At 30.4% G+C, this 20,801-nt stretch carries 12 protein-coding genes; 2 read left to right on the top strand and 10 right to left on the bottom strand.

Features of this window, described 5'->3' with window-relative positions; translation table 11 throughout:
* Positions 1-304: 304 nt before the first annotated feature.
* Positions 305-1,027 (bottom strand): outer membrane protein, encoded by a 723-nt coding sequence (locus tag ACGH6S_RS05880; RefSeq protein WP_174798285.1) that lies wholly within the window; start codon positions 1,025-1,027, stop codon positions 305-307.
* A 171-nt stretch (positions 1,028-1,198) separates the two neighbouring features.
* Here ACGH6S_RS05880 and ACGH6S_RS05875 point away from each other — a divergent pair, with 171 nt between their 5' ends.
* Positions 1,199-1,342 carry a hypothetical protein gene (locus tag ACGH6S_RS05875; protein WP_238786378.1) on the top strand — a complete coding sequence of 48 codons (144 nt, stop codon included), beginning with the start codon at positions 1,199-1,201 and terminating at the stop codon, positions 1,340-1,342.
* A 197-nt stretch (positions 1,343-1,539) separates the two neighbouring features.
* Here ACGH6S_RS05875 and ACGH6S_RS05870 read toward each other — a convergent pair whose 3' ends face one another.
* From ACGH6S_RS05870 to ACGH6S_RS05855, 4 genes are all read right to left on the bottom strand, one after another.
* Positions 1,540-3,063, bottom strand: coding sequence for an exopolyphosphatase (locus tag ACGH6S_RS05870; RefSeq protein ID WP_202983904.1), 1,524 nt, complete (start codon positions 3,061-3,063; stop codon positions 1,540-1,542).
* A gap of 10 nt (positions 3,064-3,073) precedes the next feature.
* Positions 3,074-5,131, bottom strand: coding sequence for a polyphosphate kinase 1 (ppk1, locus tag ACGH6S_RS05865; protein ID WP_296301616.1), 2,058 nt, complete (start codon positions 5,129-5,131; stop codon positions 3,074-3,076).
* A 112-nt stretch (positions 5,132-5,243) separates the two neighbouring features.
* Complete coding sequence (gene pykF, locus ACGH6S_RS05860) at positions 5,244-6,656, bottom strand: pyruvate kinase PykF (RefSeq protein WP_174798283.1); 1,413 nt, start codon at positions 6,654-6,656, stop codon at positions 5,244-5,246.
* Between the two features lie 322 nt (positions 6,657-6,978).
* Positions 6,979-7,398 carry an META domain-containing protein gene (locus tag ACGH6S_RS05855; protein ID WP_065590958.1) on the bottom strand — a complete coding sequence of 140 codons (420 nt, stop codon included), beginning with the start codon at positions 7,396-7,398 and terminating at the stop codon, positions 6,979-6,981.
* 111 nt (positions 7,399-7,509) lie between these two features.
* Between ACGH6S_RS05855 and hrpA the strand changes: the two genes are divergently transcribed.
* A complete protein-coding gene (hrpA, locus tag ACGH6S_RS05850; RefSeq protein WP_174798339.1) occupies positions 7,510-11,349 on the top strand; it encodes an ATP-dependent RNA helicase HrpA in 3,840 nt (1,279 codons plus the stop codon).
* Positions 11,350-11,397: 48 nt separating this feature from the next.
* On the opposite strand, the gene ACGH6S_RS05845 is transcribed toward hrpA, so the two are convergent.
* From ACGH6S_RS05845 to ACGH6S_RS05825, 5 genes are all read right to left on the bottom strand, one after another.
* A complete protein-coding gene (locus tag ACGH6S_RS05845) occupies positions 11,398-12,441 on the bottom strand; it encodes a YdgH/BhsA/McbA-like domain containing protein (protein ID WP_174798282.1) in 1,044 nt (347 codons plus the stop codon).
* Positions 12,442-12,490: 49 nt separating this feature from the next.
* A complete protein-coding gene (locus ACGH6S_RS05840; RefSeq protein ID WP_238786377.1) occupies positions 12,491-13,204 on the bottom strand; it encodes a helix-turn-helix domain-containing protein in 714 nt (237 codons plus the stop codon).
* A 351-nt stretch (positions 13,205-13,555) separates the two neighbouring features.
* Positions 13,556-15,493 carry a peptidase U32 family protein gene (locus ACGH6S_RS05835; protein WP_296301619.1) on the bottom strand — a complete coding sequence of 646 codons (1,938 nt, stop codon included), beginning with the start codon at positions 15,491-15,493 and terminating at the stop codon, positions 13,556-13,558.
* Between the two features lie 137 nt (positions 15,494-15,630).
* A complete protein-coding gene (gene htpX / locus ACGH6S_RS05830; protein ID WP_174798279.1) occupies positions 15,631-16,500 on the bottom strand; it encodes a protease HtpX in 870 nt (289 codons plus the stop codon).
* Positions 16,501-16,601: 101 nt separating this feature from the next.
* Positions 16,602-20,735 (bottom strand): CDP-glycerol glycerophosphotransferase family protein, encoded by a 4,134-nt coding sequence (locus ACGH6S_RS05825; RefSeq protein WP_174798278.1) that lies wholly within the window; start codon positions 20,733-20,735, stop codon positions 16,602-16,604.
* Positions 20,736-20,801 lie beyond the last annotated feature (66 nt).

Raw genomic sequence — 20,801 nt, 5'->3', positions numbered from 1 at the left:
TGCTGCTTACAAACGAATGGAAAAGTAAAAAGAGTAATACCAACTTTGGATTAAAATACGGCATAATCAACAAGTATATAGTGATTCAAAAGGTGAAGACTAAGTCTTAATTGATTAATTATTATAATTTTGTTAACCCCCATAAGGTGATTTTAGAAAAAACGCCTTATGGGGTTTTGGAGTGGTTACTTAACCATGAAGTGTAAATAACCCAGTTTTTTTCTACATATTAACAGTAGCAAGAAATGTAGCGATAATATTGGTAACTAAACTAAAAAGAGCCATTGTTTTTTTAGTTTATTAATTAGAAGCTATAGCGAACACCAGCTAATAAATCAATTGAACTTAGCTCAGCACTAGCATTAGTTCGATAGTATTCATTATGTTTTTTGATGTTTACTTTACCTGCATCCACATAACGAGCAGTGAAATCAACAACCATATTATTATTCAACTTATAAGCTACGCCAGCAGCAACATTCCATGCAAACTTTGTTTTTGTTTTTGATAATGAACGTTCATAATCAACACCATCAACAGAAACGTTATATTTTTCCTTATGGCTATTTTCTAGTTTAGTGAAGGCAACACCAAATCCCGCACCAATAAATGGAGTAATTGGTGAGTCAATATCAATATCATAATAACCATTTAACATTAATGTATTCATGCGGGCTTTGACTTTTTGAGTAGTACGAAGACGATATTCTTCATAATCAGTGTATCTATTTTCTTTTTTATCTGTATTGCCACGTAAGGTAAGAGATAATTCTACACGTGCAGGAATATCATAATTAGAAAAGTTGTAACCTAAATTTAAAGCACCTGCTAATTTAGTTTTATGCATTGAGTCAAAAATACCATCGTTGATAACACCGCCGTGATTATAATGTAAGGTATCCTTAATATTTTTCACTTTTATTATAGAAGCTCCTAATTGACCTCCTAGGTAAAGTTCATTTGTTTCAGCATAAGCAAAATTTGAAAAACAAGCAAAAGTTGTTAGTGCAATTAATGTCTTCTTCATTTTATTTCCTTTATTTATTATGGTTGTTTAAGATTTGCCAATTATAAAGCAAATAAATTAAAAATCAATTTGAGGTATTAGGAAATTATTTCAACGAAAAACAAAAGCCGTAACTGTAACTATCCCTTAAAATAGTACAGCAAGAAAGTAGAAAATTCTCTATAGTAACAAATGCTTGCCGAGTTAAATCTAAAATCGCAGCCTCAGGAAGAAATCATAAAAGCTGTAGTGCCCACAATGCAACGAAAAACATGGGCAAGAGAGCTACAAGCCACTAAATTAATCTCAATTGCCATTAGCTGTCACATTGTGTAATTAAGTCGTTGTGTCTACTATTATCAACCTCACACAGTATTACCATATTTTATACTTGAATCTTGTACTAAGTTTGAGGTATTCACAATAGTTACAAACTTACAAATATACAAAATTTAGGGTGGGTTTAGTTTACTATGAAGTGTAAACAACACGTTTTTTTCTACATATAAATTGATTTACAGGGGCTTTTATAATTAACAGACTACAATCGATAGTTTCCAATCCTCAATTTCTTTCCAATATTTTTTTTCTTGTTCTAAATCAAATAATATCAATTTATTATTTTCAACAAATTCCCGATTAATTTCTATAGTCACTTTAGTTAGTTTATTTTTTATTAATTTTAAACGAAATGCTTGTAAATTAATTTCTGTATTTCGCTGATTATTGATGAGTATAGATAATCTTAGGATTTGCATTAGCGGTATTATATGTTTGTATTCGAACAAACTAAAATAGGGTAGTGTATCTATATTGATAGTCTTTCTATGGTAACGTACAAGAGTAGACAAAAGTAATTGCTGTTCTTCGTTAAATCCGGGTAAATTACTATTTTGTAAAATATAGCTTGAATGTTTATGAACTGAAGAAAAGTTAATTTTTAACCCTACCTCATGTAACAAAGCAGCCCAATATAAAATAGATTCAAGGCTTGCCGGAATAGATGTTGGTGCTTGTTGTTGCCATTGAGAAAATAAATATTTTGCAGTTTTAACAACTTGCGTAGCATGGCGTTGGTCTATATTGTAATGTTCAGAAAGAGTTTGCGCGGTATTTTGTCTAATATCTCGGAAATTAAGACCTCCAACCAACTCATAAAGCACCCCTTCACGTAATGCGCATGGGCTAAATTGTAAAGTATTTAACCCAAATGCGTTAAAAACCCCACTAAATATAGCTAGCCCGCTGACAAATACACTTTTTCTTTCACTAGAAAGTGAAGGGTAGTCAATATCTTGAAAAGAGTTGAATTCTAAAACATAACTAATTAAATCATCGAGCCTTTTTTGGGTAATAATTCCATCACAAACCCCAATATCTAATAAGATACGATAAATAGACTTGATGGTTCCCGATGTACCAAATGCAACAGTAATATTTTGTTTTTTTATAATATTAATCAAGCTTTCAATTTGTTGTTCGGCGGCAAGCTTTGCTTGTTCGAATGAAATAGCGTTAATTTTTTTTTCATGAAAAAACTGTTTAGCATAAGTTATGCATCCCATAGGGCGACTAGCAACAATCAACGGTTTTAGATCATTTCCTCTACCTATTGCAATTTCTGTAGATCCTCCACCGATATCTATTACAAATTTAGTATCATTTGACGATGTTGGTTCTGATGTCATAGTACCTAAATAAATAAGACGTGCTTCTTCTTGTCCCGATATGATTTCTATAGGAAATGGAAATACTTTAGCCGCAGCCATTAAAAATTTATATCTATTTTTTGCAACCCGTAATGTATGAGTTGCTACAACACGAACATTTTCGGGAGGAAAGCCAATTAATCTTTCGGAAAATAGTGTAAGACATTCCAGACCTCGCATAATGCTTGATTCACTTAGATGGTTATTAGCATTAAGCCCTGTGGCAAGATGAATATTTTTTTTATTTTTATAAATGATCTGTATAGCACCATCTATAATACGAGCAATAACCATGTGAAAACTATTTGAACCAAGATCAACTACCGCATATTCATTGAATTTATTCACTTTAAATCCCTTATTCAACCGTTTCTAACTGATTCAAATAATCATAAATGGCATATTGTGCTCTAATTTTTTTCTTATTACCTCTTTGTACATAATTATTAGTTGCATCTTTATCAATAATACGAGCCTTTACATTATCATTGCATTGAATATTAAAAATATTATGGATAGTTGATTTTATTATTGGATCGAAGATTTTTACACCTACTTCAATACGATTATCTAGGTTACGAGGCATCCAATCAGCAGAAGAAATATAAGTATCTTTTTTCCCATCATTTTCAAAAATATACACACGAGCATGTTCTAAAAACTGATCAACAATACTTGTGACAGTAATATTTTCGCTTAAATTAGGAATTTTGGGTATCAAGACACAAGTTCCTCTTACTACAATTCTAATTTTTACACCTGCACAAGATGCACGGTATAATTGGTCTATCATATCTTTATCGGTTATTGCATTGAGTTTTAAATAGATACCAGCTACTTTACCTGCTTTAGCATTATTTATTTCTTGTTGGATAAATTCATAAAATCTCAATCGGGTATTTTGTGGAGACACAAGTAAATGATGGAATGAAACTGGTTTAAATGGGTTTTCAATGAAATTAAATACATTTTTAACTTCATCTGTAATTACAGGATCTGCAGTTAATAACGAAAAATCGGTATAAATTCTTGCAGTCCTTTCATTAAAATTACCTGAACCAATATGGGCGTAACGAACAATTTCGTTATTCTCTTTACGATCGATCAAAAATAATTTAGCGTGGATCTTTAGTTTTGGTTGTGAATAGATAACTTTAATTCCACTACTAATTAATCGTTTTGCCCATTTTATATTTGCCTCTTCATCAAACCTTGCTTGCAATTCAACAACTACAGTGACCTTTTTACCATTATTGGCAGCATTAATGGCCGCATGAATAAAGCGGGAATCTTTTGCAACTCTGTAGATATTCATGCGAATATGCGTAACAGATGGATCAAACGAAGCTTGGCGCATAATCTCTAATACATGTCCAAAAGAGTAATAGGGATAATAAAGCAATACATCTCGATCTTTAATCGCATCAAACGAATTACGAAATTGTTTAAATCGATTATAGCTTAGGCTTGGAATTTTTTTATTTAATAGCTTTTTTTGACCAAAATCAGGAAATTTCACAAGATCTTTAAAATTAGGATAGCGTCCACTTGGCATTGCGTCTTGTTCAGTTAATAACAATTTATTAATCAATAACTCAAATAATGCTTTTGGCATATCTTTTTGATAAGTAAAACGAACTGGCTGAGCAGTCAAACGTTGTTTTAAACCTTGTGACATAAGTTCAAGCAAACTGTCTAATTCTGTGTTTAATTCGTATTCAGCATCTCTATTAATATTAATAGAATAGGCATTTAATTCTTTGGCATCAAAAAACACTTTAAAAATATCGGGTAAACAGTAACGTAATATGTTATCCAAAAAAATGATCGATTTATTTTTAGTTGAAACTTCTGACGGTAATAAAACAAAACGAGAAATATTATCCGTCGGTAACTCAAGTAACGCATAATTGGTTTTATCTTCACAAATAATTTCTACAGCCAAATAGGCATGATCATCTTTTAAAAATTGAATAAGTTCGGTATGACTATCGAGTAAAATAGGGGTAATATATTGTCTAAGATTTTGTTTATAATAGTTTTTTATCCAACCTTCTTGATAAGAAGAAAGTTGTCTTTCGTTAATCAAAAAGATTTGATTTCTCGCCATTTCTAATAATAGTTCATTATAAAGCTGGTCAAACTGTAATTCTAGTTGAATAACTTTTTGGTTTACTTGGCGTAATAAGTTTTTAGAGTTAGAAGATGAGTTGGCTTGTTCTTGTTCAATAAGTACATATTTTTTTAAGTTGGCAAACTGTACTTTATAAAATTCATCAAGATTACTTGAGTATATACCTAAAAAATGTATCCTCTCTATAAGTGGATTACTTTTATCAGCAGCTTCTTGTAAAACTCGCTGATTGAAAGATAACCAACTTAGTTCCTTAGGTAAATATACTTTTTCTTCAATCATTTTAATCTTTCAAATTCTATTAATAGTATTTTATACAGGATATCTTATGTAAAAAAAAAAGCTAGCATGTAGCTAACTTTTTTATTTCAGGACAAATAATAAGTATGCCGTTTTAAATACGGTGAACAGATGTTGTGTTAGTAGTTCCACTTGGTACTAAAGCACCAGATACCATTACAATGATATCACCTTGTTGTAAACCGCATACTTTCACAGCCATCTCTTTACCTAAACGATAAAAATCGTCAGTTGAGTTAATTGAATCAATTAAAATAGGCTCTACACCTTTTGTCACGGCTAACTGATTAACTGTCTTTTGACTTGAAGATAATGCTAAAATACGAGCTCTAGGAAAATAATGACGAACTTCCCTAGCTGATTTACCGCTACGAGTTGCTACAACAATTAATGGAGCATTTAAACGCTCAGCAATTTCTACAGCACCACAGCAAACAGCTGAAGTTATACTCAACTTTTCTTCTTTTGATGTCAATTCTAACGATGCTGGAATTATGCTATCAGTTCGGTTACAGATAGTTGCCATAACATTCACAGTTTCGAGCGGATATTTACCTTTAGCACTTTCACCCGAAAGCATAACTGCATCTGTACCATCAATAATTGCATTAGCTACATCACCAGCTTCCGCACGAGTTGGACGTGGGTTTTTAATCATTGAATCAAGCATTTGTGTTGCTGTTATGACTGGTTTAGATGCTTTATTACATTTTTTGATCATCATTTTTTGAGCAAAAATAACTTCTTCAACAGCGATCTCAACCCCTAAATCACCACGTGCAACCATAATACCGTCAGAAGCATCAAGAATTTCATCAAAATTATCTAAACCTTCTTGGTTTTCAATTTTAGATATAATTTTAATGTTTTCACCACCATGAGCTTTTAAGTGAGTACGAATATCATCTACATCAGAACGTTTCCGAATGAATGATGCAGCAATAAAGTCAACACCTTGTTCACAACCAAAAATCAGGTCATTTTTATCTTTTTCTGCTAGTGCTGGCAATTTAATTGAAACGCCAGGTAAATTAATACCTTTATTTTCACCGAGTTCACCGTTATTTAAAACAGTACAAATAACCTCATTACCTTTAATTTCTTTAACGTCCATAGCAATTAAGCCATCATCAACTAAAACACGATTACCTGGTTTAAGGTCATGCGCAAAACCATCGTAAGTTACGGCTACACGGTCTTTGTTTCCGATAACATTTTTGTCTGTAGTAAACGTGAATGTTTGACCTGCAACTAGGGATACATCATTACCGCCTTCTAATTTAATAGTGCGAATTTCAGGGCCTTTGGTGTCTAGCATAATAGCTGCTTTTAAACCAGTTTCTTGCATTACTTCACGTAAATTTTTGATACGGTTGCCATGTTCTTCGTAATCACCATGCGAAAAATTTAAACGCATAACATTCATGCCTGCATTTAATAATTTTGCTAACATTTCTTTTGATTCAGATTTTGGTCCGATCGTACAAACAATTTTTGTCTTTTTCATAATAGTATCTACTTAGTAATTTATTTAATGTTAAGGTTAATGTTTTAATTCAATTTAAAAAATTCGATAAACCAACTTTTTGCAAAAAAAAACCAATGGCAAAGCATTGGTAGTTTTATTGGTTAAAAAAGGTATTTGTAGCTCAATATGGCTACCAAAATCACATAAAATCTTTGAAGAATATAATAATTTCATCAATAAGTTAAACCCTTTAAAATTCTTCTTATTATATTCTTAACAGTATTTTAAATAAAGTATTTTATCTTTAATATATTTTGTTATTTATAATAACATACTAAATTATAGCAACTAAACATTTGGCTTACATTAAGTCTTTAAGTTGATAAATTAGTTCATTATTGTTATTTTTCAAGGTTAGTTGATTATTTTTTAAATTGATTTTTGTACCTTCAGTAATTAAGTTCTCAATAATATAATCTAATTGATTTAATTGATCATCATTACAAAGCATTTTAGTCATCACAATTCCACTACCTTTTATGCTACCGTTGTCTAAAGTAACTTTACCAGAAAAATGGTTACACATTTTACCTGTAATTGTCATATTTTCCCCAAATATAAGCTCTGCTTGATCATCTAACGGAATATCTTGACCATTTACTTTAGTGAGTACAAAACGGTGGTGCATGAGGTCGGTCTCTTGTAAAGTACTTGAGTCATTACATCCTGATAAAGCCAGTAAAGCCATAAATAGAGCAGTTAACAAAAACGTTTTTTTCATTTGAACTCCTAATAATAGGTTAAATTTGTTATAATCGTGCATTAATGTAACTATAATTGAAATATCTGAAACGCTATGCTATCTCAACAGCAATTAAAAAATCTTGATTCAATGACTTTCTTAAATAAGCATAAAATAATCAAATTAGCTAAGAAAAGTCAAACTATAGCTGATATAGATTCCGCCATACAAAATGCTAACTTACATTATCAAAGCAGACTAGAGTCGTTACCGAAAAATATTATTTTTCCCAAAAATTTGCCTGTGACTGAAAAAAAACAAGAAATTTATGATGCTATTAAAAATAATCAAGTAGTTATAGTTGCAGGTGAAACTGGCTCGGGAAAAACAACACAGATTCCCAAAATCTGTTTAGAATTAGGCTTAGGTGTCAAAGGCTATATTGGTCATACCCAACCAAGACGATTAGCAGCACGTTCAGTAGCTAATCGTATCGCTGAAGAGCTAAAAACAGAGATAGGGCAGTTAGTTGGTTTTAAAGTCAGATTTTCTGATCATGTCAATGACACAACTCTGATTAAATTAATGACTGACGGAATATTGCTTGCTGAAATTCAGAAAGATAAATTCTTACTACAATATGATACTATTATTATTGACGAAGCACATGAACGCAGTTTGAATATTGATTTTATTTTAGGCTATCTTAAGCAGTTATTATCTAAACGTCCAGACTTAAAAGTCATAATAACATCAGCGACTATTGATGTGGAACGTTTTTCTAAACACTTCAATGAGGCTCCAATTATTGAAGTATCGGGTCGTACCTATCCAGTCGAGGTTAGATATCGTCCCCTAATCCTGAAAGAAGATGATAATAATGATAAAAGTTTTGATTTTCAACCGATTATAGATGCCATTGATGAATTATCAACTGAAAGTCTTGGGGATATATTAATCTTTTTAACAGGAGAACGAGAAATTCGAGATCTTGCCGATACACTTAATAAGTTAGAACTCCGTCATACGGATATTTTGCCATTATATGCAAGGTTATCAGCATCAGAACAAAATCGAATTTTTCAATCACATACTAAACGTCGAATTGTCCTTGCTACTAATGTGGCAGAAACATCGTTAACCGTTCCGGGTATTAAATATGTGATCGATTCGGGGTTAGCCAGAATTAGTCGTTATAGTTACCGAACTAAAGTTCAACGTTTACCTATTGAACCAATATCACAAGCCTCTGCCAATCAGCGTAAAGGACGTTGTGGACGAACATCTAATGGTATCTGCATACGTTTATATGATGAACAAGATTTTTTATCTCGCCCCAAATTTACCGAACCCGAAATATTACGGACCAATTTAGCTTCAGTAATATTACAAATGACATCATTAGGCTTAGGAGATATTGCCGCTTTTCCTTTTGTTGAAAAACCTAATTCAAAATATATTCGTGATGGACTTCGCTTATTAGAGGAACTTGGGGCAATTCATACCATACAGAATAGATATCATTTAACTGAAATAGGTAAAATTTTAGCACAATTACCAATTGATCCAAGATTAGCTAGGATGCTGGTTGAAGCAAGGCGCCTAGGGTGCATTAAAGAAATAATGATAATTACTGCTGCTTTATCGATTCAAGATCCAAGAGAAAGACCTTATGATAAACAGCAAGCTTCTGATGAGAAACATCGTCGTTTTGTTGATAAAGAGTCAGATTTTATTTCTTTAATTAATTTATGGAACTACATTAAAGAACAGCAGAACGTATTATCAGGGAATCAATTTAGACGATTATGCCAAAAAGAGTTTTTAAATTATCTTCGAATCCGTGAATGGCAAGATGTCTATACGCAAATTAGACAAACAATTAAGCAATTAGCGTTTCCGATTAATAGTAAAGAGGCTGATTATAATTCATTACATATCTCGTTACTAAGCGGTTTACTATCTCATATTGGAATGAAAGAGCTTGAAAAGCGTGAGTATATAGGTGCACGTAATATAAAATTTGCAATTTTTCCTAATTCAGCACTTTTCAAAAACCAACCCAAATGGTGTATTGCTAGTGAACTTGTTGAAACAAATAGATTATGGGGAAGAACAGCAGCAAAAATTGAAGCTGAATGGATTGAACCTATAGCTAAACATTTAGTGAAATATGACTATAACGAACCTAGGTGGTCTAAAAAGCAGGGCACAACAATAGCAAACGAAAAAGTAACTTTATTTGGGTTACCAATTGTTACTAATAGAATAGTAAATTACAGCAAAATTGATCCTATTCTAAGTCGCACTCTGTTTATTCGACATGCATTAGTTGAAGGTGATTGGTTCACAAGTCATAAATTTTACAAGCAAAATCAAAAATTGATTAATGAAGTTGAAGATTTAGAACATAAATCACGTCGTCAGAATATTTTAATTGATGATGATGAATTATTTGATTTCTATGATAAACGCATAGATAAATCCGTTATTTCATCTAAACATTTTGATAAATGGTGGATGCAGAAACAAAAATCTGATCCTGATTATCTTAATGTACAAAAAGAGATGCTGATCAGGCAATCAGCACAATTAATTAACTTAAATGATTTTCCTGATTTCTGGTATCAAGATCATTTTAAGCTAGCACTTAGTTATCACTTTGATATTGGTCATAACCGTGACGGCGTCACTATAAAAATTCCACTTGATATCTTAAACCAAATTAAAAACAAGGGATTCGATTGGCAAGTGCCAGGTTTTAGAAAAGATTTAATAATTGCATTAATCAAATCATTGCCTAAATCTTTACGACGAAACCTTGTCCCTGCACCAAATTATGCAGATGCATTTTTAGATAGGGTAGATACTACAGAAAAACCGCTTCTTGAATGCTTAGAAAATGAATTTCATAAAATGACTGGTGTGAAAATTACATCAGAAAATTGGCAATTAGAGCAAGTCCCTGAACATTTAAAAATGAATTTTAGTATTATTGATAGTAATCATAAGGAAATTGCTTCAAGTAAAGATCTTGATATGCTAAAACAGCAACTCAAAACTCAACTTCAACAAGCTTTATCATCTATTACTATTAATAAAAAAGATAACTCAATTGAGCAAAATAATTTGACAGATTGGACATTTGGAAAACTTCCTGATGTTTATGAAGAAAAACAAAAAAACTATACTGTTAAGGCTTATCCAGCTATTATTGATAATCAAAATTCCGTAAGTATAAAGTTAGTTGATAATCAATCAGAGCAACAAAGATTAAATAAATTAGGTTTAAGACGCTTATTAATGCTTAATATTCCTTCTCCAATCAAGTATTTACATGAAAAATTACCCAATAAATCGAAATTAAGTTTATATTTTAATTCGTTTGGTAACGTGTTAATGCTTATTGATGATTGTATCGCTTGTGGTATTGATTATTTAATTGAAACAAATAATAAAGCAATACATTCAACTGATGATTATCAGCAATTACTTGATTATACTAAAACTCATATTAATGAAATAGTTGTTGATATTGCTAAGCAAGTCGAATCAATACTAACTTTGCATTTTAGCATTAATAAAAAGTTAAAAGGGCGCGTTGATTTATCTTTAGCATTTGCCTTGTCAGATATCAAACATCAACTTAATAGATTAGTTTATAAAGGATTTGTTACTCAATCAAGTTATAGAAGATTGAATGATATCTCTCGATATTTATCGGCAATTGAGAAAAGAATTGAAAAATTATTTCAAAATATGGCAAGAGATAGGCAATCAATGAGTATTATAGAAGATGTTCAGAATCAGTATGATAATTGGATTAATAGTTTACCAAACAATCAACGATCGGACACTAAAGTGACAGATATCCGTTGGATGATTGAAGAATTAAGAGTAAATTTATTTGCGCAACAGCTTGGTACATCATATCCAATTTCAGCAAAACGCATCAAGCAGCAAATTGATGTAGTTAAATCACAACTATAGCTTCATACAAAAAAATAGGGCGCTTATGCGCCCGATTGTCTATATAAACTATCGATACAGATCTACAAAAACAGTTATATTTGGACCATTTGAATCATGGGCAATTCTAGCAATATGATAATACTTGGCCCCAGCATCAATAGCTCGTTTACCCGCTTGATAAGAAATTTCCTGATCAGTTACATAGTAACCTCTGAATTTAATTGTATCAAACGCAACCATTTTTGCTGCAGTTGCATCATTCAATTCTTGGATCTTTCGTCCATCGGGTAGAGTGACAGTGTAACGTGTAATGCGTTGTGGCTCAGTTGTTATCGTCGTAACTTGAGATGCAGAAGCATTAGTTGTTGCAGAAGTTGTTGCTTTTTGTGTGGCTTGATTAATGACTTTTACTTTATTATTAAATTTATCGGCATAAAATTTTTCATTAAAAGCTGAAGAAGAATAATAGCCAGGTTTTTCTACCTGCATAGCCGCATCACCACCTTGTGCAAGAGCTTGTTGACCAGCTTCAGAGTCATATGGAATTGCATCCTCAGGTTGAAGTTTACGTTCAGGTGCATCTTTCTTAAACAAATAAGCAGCAACTTGTATATTACTACCTAATTCACTACGTGAATCAATATAATAAGCATAAGCACCTTTTGCTGATGCTTCTCTAGCAATTGCTTGGTTAATATCATATTCACTAGGAAAATAACCACGAATACGCACAATGTTGAAAGGCTCTAAACGTATGGCTTTAGATTTTGGATATTCATAAATACCTTCAAACTTGCGAAGGCTTTCAGCTTGTTCTTCTGCTTTAGGAGCATCGGCTTTATATAATTTCGCATACACAATCCTTAAAGTATCATTAGAAGGACTGATATTAGTTGTGGTTATATAAAAGGAAGCAGCTCCTTCTTTATCCGCAGCTCTCGACATTGCCATGATATAATCACTATCAGTATAAAAAGCTCCGCGGATAGTTATACTTTTAAATGACTGTAAACCTTTAGCTTGTTGCTCCGTTAATTGTTGAGCAGCAAACGAAGAAAAAGAGGTTAGGGACATAGCAACTACAATAAGCGTGTTCTTTAAACTTGCCATATATTAAGACCTTACAAAATTTATTCTGATTATTTTAACATAAATAAATCTAATTACCTAAATCTATTAAACCGTTTAAATTTTTGATAAATAAATATTTTCCTCTAGCTAATAAAATATTTTGTTCTTGCAACTTTGATAAATTTCTGCTAACTGTTTCAATTGTTAAACCTAAATAATTAGCGATATCGGCTCGGCTCATCATGAGCTTAATATTCAATGAAGAATGACCTTTCTTTTCATAACGCTGATAAAGTGAATAAATAAAAGTTGCTACTCGTTCATCAGCCTTTTTTTGAGAATAGCATAATACTAATTTTTGGTAATTATAAATATCAGAGCTTAACAAATTAAACACAAGGTCTCTAATATTTTTTTGAGTATCAACTAACGACATCAGCTCATCATAATAAAGCTCACAAACCAATGTATTACTAAGAGCTTGAATATTATTATTATACACTTGAGTTGCAATTGAATCTAAACCAACAATATCTCCTGGTAAATAAAAGCCATTAACTCGTTGATGATTATCAGAAGTTGTAACAAAAGTTTTTAATGCACCCGAATGAATAATATAAAATTTAGTAAAGGGCGTATTAGATTTTGCTAGGATTTCATTTTTAGCATAAGATATTTTTCTTTCTAATATACTGTTTAATTTATTGTTAAGCAACATGGGAATGCAGAAAGATCCCATACTACATAATTCACATGGAACGGAATAACTTTTTGAACGTAATGTCTTAAAAATATTTTGCATATTAACGAAAGGAAATAATTAAAATTTATTAATTTATTAGAGTAGCATATTTTATAATAAAACAACAATTGCTCATTAATTAATATTTATATTTATTCGTTAAAAAACATTATTTAACATAATATACATTATTGTAACATATTGATTTTAATGATTATTTATTTTTTGTTAATTTGTTAGTAGATTGATTAATTTAACATTTTACTGGTAAATCGTGTTTTTTTAAATTGAGGTCATGATTTATACAGGTTTCATCGTCTAGTTTTACGTACGTTTATCGTGGTTCGCATAATGTATATTATGTTAAATAATATTTGGTATTATGAACTTAAACCACCATTTTTAAATACCTTATTTTTTTGCCATAAATATAATCTCACTTCCAGGAAGTGGCATTTTTAAAATGTGTTTTTTTATTTTACCCCATACTTGCATTTCGCAAGCTTTACAATTGAACTTTAACAATAATTCTTCATTATTTTGAATTAATTTCATTGGCGTAACTTTAGTTTTAACACCTTGAATTCCTTTTGCTTGTTTTGGACATAGATTAAACGCAAACCGTAAACAATGTTTGGTTATCATTAAGGGCGCATCGTTTTTAACTTCATGTGCTTCATAGGCACTTTCAATTAATTCAACTCCATGTTGTGTATAAAATTCTCTTGCTTTATGATTATAAACATTTGCCAAAAAGCTCAAATGATTTTCAGGATAAAACGGAACTGGGTTTTGTTCTGGTTTACGTTTTTGGCGACAATAACTTGTTAATCTTTTAGCAGTCAATTTATTAATAGTATCCCTTCGAAGCTGATTTAGTTGACTACTTGGAAAAAAATAAATTTTTGATAAATTTAAATCAAAATCAGTAAGATAATATATAGTTTTTCCTAATTTAGATAAATTATCTCTAATATTTTTTAATGATTTATCTGGTTGTTCCGCAAGTTCGAATTCCCCATTAAGTTCTACCTTGACACAAACGCCCTCTTCGCTTTTTGCAATTAGCTCTATACCTTTTTCAATATTATATAGTTTAAGTGACACACCAATTCTGCGATTACTTGATGCTTTCAATAAATTTTGTTGCCACACATGATCAAGATTTCGATTCACTATATAAGGTAATTTAACTGAAAAAAGCGGCTTAGGAATTTCATTTGGATAAATTCGATATTGATTAGCCGAAAGTTTCTCCACCTTATCAGCTCTAAACCCAAAGATCTCTCGTTTTATTAGTACATTTAAGCCATCTCCATTAGTTAATATTTTCTCAGATTTAATATCGATAGTTTTAGGTGTAATTTGAGTTATCTCACCAATTTGCAAACCAATGAATTTAGGTGAATCGAATGCACCTATATTGGATTTTCTTCCATGTACAAAATAATCTGTACTTCCTCGATGAAATGTTTGGTGAGGATCTGGTATAAAAAAGTGCTCAGTTCGACCACTTGATGCTGATTGTAAATTAGACGAATTTGACAAAATAGTATCTAATTTTTGACGATAAAAGGCTGTAATGTTTTTAACATAACTTAGATCTTTATAACGTCCTTCTATTTTAAAGGAGCGTACACCTGCTTGAATTAATTCGTTCAAATTATCTGATTGGTTATTATCTTTCATTGATAATAAATGTTTTTCATAAGCAACAATGCGCCCTTGATCATCTTTTAAGGTAAAAGGAAGTCGACAAGCTTGGGAGCAATCTCCTCGATTTGCACTACGCCCTGTCTGTGCATGTGAGATATAACACTGTCCTGAAAATGCCACACAAAGCGCACCATGTATAAAAAATTCTATTTTTGCATCAATTTGCTCATGAATTTTAGCTATCTCAGTTAAATTAAGCTCACGAGCTAATACTATTTGTGAAAAACCAACATCAGATAAAAATTTGGCTTTTTCAGGTGTCCTTATATCCATTTGAGTGCTAGCATGTAAATCAATAGGAGGAATATCCATTCTCAAAATGCCCATATCTTGCACAATTAATGCATCAACACCTGCGTCATAAAATTGCCATATAAGTTGTCTTGCTGGTTCAAGTTCATTATCGTGAAGAATGGTATTTAAGGTTACAAATACTTTTGCATAATAATGATGAGCAAATTCAACTAACTGGGCAATATCACTAACCGAATTACCAGCATTATGCCTAGCACCAAAATTTGGCCCGCCAATGTATACGGCATCTGCGCCATGTAAAATAGCCTGTTGTGCAATCTCAATATTTTTAGCGGGACTAAGCAATTCTAATTTATTATTGGTGACAAGATTTGACATTATAAACTCTTTGAAAATCTAACTAGTGAATAATTTGGTTTTTATTTTACAAGCATTATTATAAAATTAATAATACTTGTAAAAAACTTTCAGGAAAGTATGTGTTTGAATATAAATTTGATATAGATCATCTAGCCTTAGTTGCGATAAGTTTCATTCCTTAAAGCTTCTATACGTTTTTCTAATGGCGGATGAGACATAAACAATTCAGAAAATTTTGCTTTTTTAGCTCCATTAATGCAGAATGCTAAAATTGAAGTATCTTCACTTGGTTCATGGCTAGTTTTTAGTTTTTCTAACGCGGCAATCATCTTTGTACTGCCTACTAATTTAGCCGAACCAGCATCAGCGTGAAATTCTCGATAACGAGAAAACCACATAGCTATAAGGCTTGCTAAAATACCAAATACGGTTTCAAAAACCATAACTATCAAGAAATAGGTTAACTGTGATAAACCACGATTACGATCATCCAATGCTTGAGCTACAACGGATGCTAACATTCTTGAAATAAAAATAACAAAAGTATTAAGAACTCCTTGTAATAAAGTCATTGTGACCATATCACCATTAGCAACATGACTCATTTCATGACCGATTACTGCTTCAGCTTCATCTTGAGTCATAGTACTTAATAAACCAGAACTTACTGCAACAAGAGAACTATTTTTAGTTGCGCCGGTTGCAAAAGCATTAACATCTTGAGCATGATAGATGGCAACATCTGGCATTTTTATATTAAGTTCCGTTGACAATCGACGAACAACATCAAGTAACCATTGTTCTTGACTATTACTAGGTTGAGTAATGATTTGTCCCCCTACTGACCTCAAAGCCATTCTCTTAGATAATAGAAGAGATATAAAAGATCCTCCAAAACCGAAGATTGCTGCAAATATAAGTAATCCTAAAGTACTATGCGCATCAACGCCTAAAATACTTAAAATGATTCCAAATACAAACATAACGGCTAAGTTAGTTAGAATAAATAATCCAATTCGCATCATGAAAGTGTCCTTTTTTATTGGTGTTAATGAAACTAATAATCAATAAGTAATATTTATTAGCAACCTATCTATTAATAAATAGGTTGCCTTTTAAAAATAAGTTATTTTTTATTGTCCGCAAATTTAATGATCTTTTCTAAATTAGCTATTTCATTATTTACAAACATAGTCAAACCTTGAATATAATCAGCTAAAACTGATGGTGGCATTGACTGATAATTATTATCAAATAACCTATTCAGTAAACTTATAACTTTCTGGTGATCCTTCTGAGAGAGAGCTAGCTTTGCCATTTGTATATGATTCTCCACATCATTTGGAGTATGTTGTTCAAATTCAATTAATAATTTATTTGATTTTTGGTATTCTCCTAAATTACGAAAAATATTAGCCAAAATTAATTGAGGTAAATATTTTCTTAAAAAATATTTGCATGTATTGGAATTTATTAAATGATTAAATTGGGAAATCGCTTTTTCCCATTTTTGTTGCGTAATATATACAAGCCCATTTAACATATATAATTCTTTTTGTTCAAATAATTCGTTTTTTAAATAATTTGAACTAATTTTTATTGCATAAGAAGAATCCTGAAGATTATAACAACAAATTAGCTGATAAAAGAGGTTTATTGCTTTTTTATTAGTAATTTTTTCCCAACATTGATAAGCTTCATTCCATTTTTCTTGTGTCATAAAAAGAAATGCTTTGGTTTTTTCATCTTTAATATCCTCAATTTTTTCCTTTATATTATTAGTAAATAAAGATATTTTATATGTTCTATAGCTTGCTTCAGCTAACATTTGCTGTGCTATAATTTTCCAATATCCATCTTTCTTCAATAACGCTTTAGAGAAAGCTATAATTTCTTCCCAATTTGCCGACATTTTTAAAGCTTCAATATAATTAATTAAAGCTGAATTAGGAATTATCATAAAATTATTTTTAAATGTTTTTTTTAAATAGGAAATTACGTTGTAATATTCTTTTTTAGCTAAATCTAGTTTAACTTTTTGTAACTTATATTCAAAATTATCAGTAGTATGTTTTTCAAAATTAGCTAATTGTTTTTGACAGTTATCTAGTTTATTAATTTTTATATATACATCTGCCAAAATTAATTCAGGAAAATATTTCCTCAAAAAGGATTTAGTTACATTACTCTTAAGTAAAAGATTTAATTGTTCTATAGCCCCATTCCAGTTTTTATTAGATATGAATATTAATGCATTGATTAAATATAACATTTTTTTATCATTATTAAAGTTTTGCAAATACTCATTTTTAACTGTAACAGCATAACTACTGTTGGTTAAATAGTGGCAACAACATATTAGCTGATAAAATAAATCGGAGCTTGATTTATTTATTACTTTACTCCAACTTTTATAAGCATTTTTCCACTCTTCCTGTGCCATAAAAAGAAATGCATCAATTTTATTATTTTTAATACTATTCTTATTAACATTATTAAGAAATACTGAAGGTTTTCTCAGATAATAACTTGCCTCAGATAATACAAGTTGGGCAAGTTCTACTTGTTCTTTATTACCTGATAACAACAATTTTGCTCGCTGAATTGCTATTGGCCAATTTTGCTCTTCGTACGCTCTTAACATAAAATCAGCTAAAACTGTAAAATTAATTATTTCTGGGCTTTCAGATTTTTTATCCAACGCTTGGATAGCATCAAAAGTTCTTTTACAGCATAGTCCATCTCTATAAGGGTAAACATTCTTAATTCTTGATAAAAATGGTTCTTCAATAGTAAAACCATTTTTGATAATAGTTTTTAAAGTATTATTTAAATCATCCTCTGTAGTAACTACAGGACCAAAACCATGTTGTCTATAATCAAAATAACCTTTTGAAAAAGTATGTTTACCTGAAAAGAAATCATGCTCATCAAATTGATAATATATGATTTGTTTTTCTAAATATGCCATATCAAACGCTACCGATGAATAGTCAGTTATAAGGAGTGTGGATTTCAAAAATAATTCTTGAATACTACAGCTGTCAGAGTGCCATTGCTCAATATAAGATGGAATATTAAAATCATCTAAATATGGTTCTATGTTTTTATGAAGAGCAAAAATAACTTTTATTCCTTCATTTGTTATTTTTTTCAATACTTCGTTATGTAAAAAACTTCGCCAATGTATAGCATAATCTGTAGTTATAAAATCAGGGTTTATATCTCGCTCAGAACAATCTGTTTTCGCTTTCGGTAAAATAGAATCACGCCATGTTGGCATTATTAAAATAGTCTTATTATTAGATCCAAATTTGTTTTTTTGCGAAAACAAAGCATCATGCCTAGCTAAACCTGTTAATATCACTTCCTTATTAGTTAAATAATATTTATTATCAAATGCAATGGAGTTAAACTCTGCTTCGGTACTAGTGATCATCAAACTTATATTTTTCTTTGTATTGATCCAATTTGATAAATCGTCTTTAATAACACCATGTTGTAAAAATATAAATTGTTGCTTTAACATTAAGCCATCAGAAAAATAATCATTGACATATTTATCAATATGGCTACTAATCACTTTTGACGCTGTTTTTAATAATTTTTTATGTTCAAATGATCCAAAATTTAACAAATTAAAATTATCTTTTTTTAAACGATTCCAATCATGAGATTTATTTGACAATACATAATAAATTTCTTGCTCAGGGTGTTGAGATCTAATATATCTATACAAATGTTCTGCATTATCATCCGCTTTAGTATCTCTATCCATAAGAATCCAATGATCCTTTTTATTTTTTTGAACAAAATGACTTAAATGTTCCATCATTTTTTGATTAGAAACTCCTGTATAAAAAAAAGTTCCTTTAATAAAAATTTTTGAATGAACACCATTAAATTTGATTTCAAATTTGCTAAAATTATCTGGTAAACTAATCCATAATTTATACGTTGTTACAAAATATTTATCGCCAAATGTATGTTTTTTCTTTTTTTGATACTTAGGTATTGTATCTTTATTATCAAACAATATAGAAATATCACTTTCTCTATAACTGTGATATGAAATCAAAATTTCTCTTTTAGTTTGATCATATTTTTCAATATATGCTATCTGAGTTATATCAGTTATACCCTTGAAGGAGCCTAGTAAACCTACTTTATATAAGAACCAAATTCCAGCTAAATCAAAATTTAAAATTGTTTTAATATCAATAAAGGATAAAATCTTTTCAGCATTTTCATAAAATTTTATTTTTTCATCATTACTCAGAATATTTAGAGGATTAGGATTATTAAGTAAATGTCTACAAATCCAAGCAAAATCATATAAAGCTTGTCTTTGTATAAACTCTGGTATTTGTTGTAATTTTTTTTTGTAGAATTCCAAAACAAAAATTGGACCATATTCTAAAGCATCTAAAAATTTACGTTTATCGTTCCATGATGTATCTAAAGTCGATGAACTATCTTCTCTTTTCCTGTAATAATATCTAGCAGATGGTAAAAAAACCACTTTTGATGATTTGATATAATATATGTATTCTGAAGCAAAGCGAGCATCTTCAAACGAAGGTCTTAGCCTAGGATCAAAAAATAAATCATTTTCAAAGATTACCTTTGCAGAAAATACCCCTGAATTAACAGACATCACTATATTTTTACCAAAATCAAAATTTGAATTATATGTAATTCCTTCAGTGAAACGATATTTTAATGGATGTGAATCACTGTATTGATCAATACTTTCACGATAAAAAATAAAATTACAACTAACTAGTCCAATATCTTCAGGATTTTTATCAATTACCTTAGCTATTTCTTCAAAATAGTCCAAACTAACAAAGTCATCGGGATCAATGAAACTGACCCACTTGGTTTTTACATAATCCATACCTAAATTACGTGCAGAAGCTTGTCCACCGTTTTCTTTATGAATATAAGTAATATTATTAGGATATTTTCTTATCCATTCTTGAATTATTTCCGAAGACTGATCTGGAGAATCATCATCAACTAAAATTAAATTAATATGTGTTTCAAATCCAATAGTTTGATTTACTAAGCTTTCAAAATAATCTTTCAAATATTTATCAACGCCATAGACTGCAGATACTACAGTAAATTTTTGTTCGGTCTTATATATCCTTTTTGGAGAATATTTTAATATATTCTCTCTCCTATTTTGATACATATCGTAAAAAAAAAGTTTAGGATTTTTTTTGAATTTTCTCCATTTCTTACTTATTGACATAGTCGTACAATTCCTATCGTAATACAAAAAAGTTAACCTAATATTATTATAGTAAATAGGTATGTT

Origin of the sequence: Gilliamella sp. BG3 (assembly GCF_046635605.1) — a bacterium.
GTDB lineage: Bacteria > Pseudomonadota > Gammaproteobacteria > Enterobacterales > Orbaceae > Gilliamella > Gilliamella bombi.
This window is presented reverse-complemented; position numbering and strand designations above follow the sequence as displayed.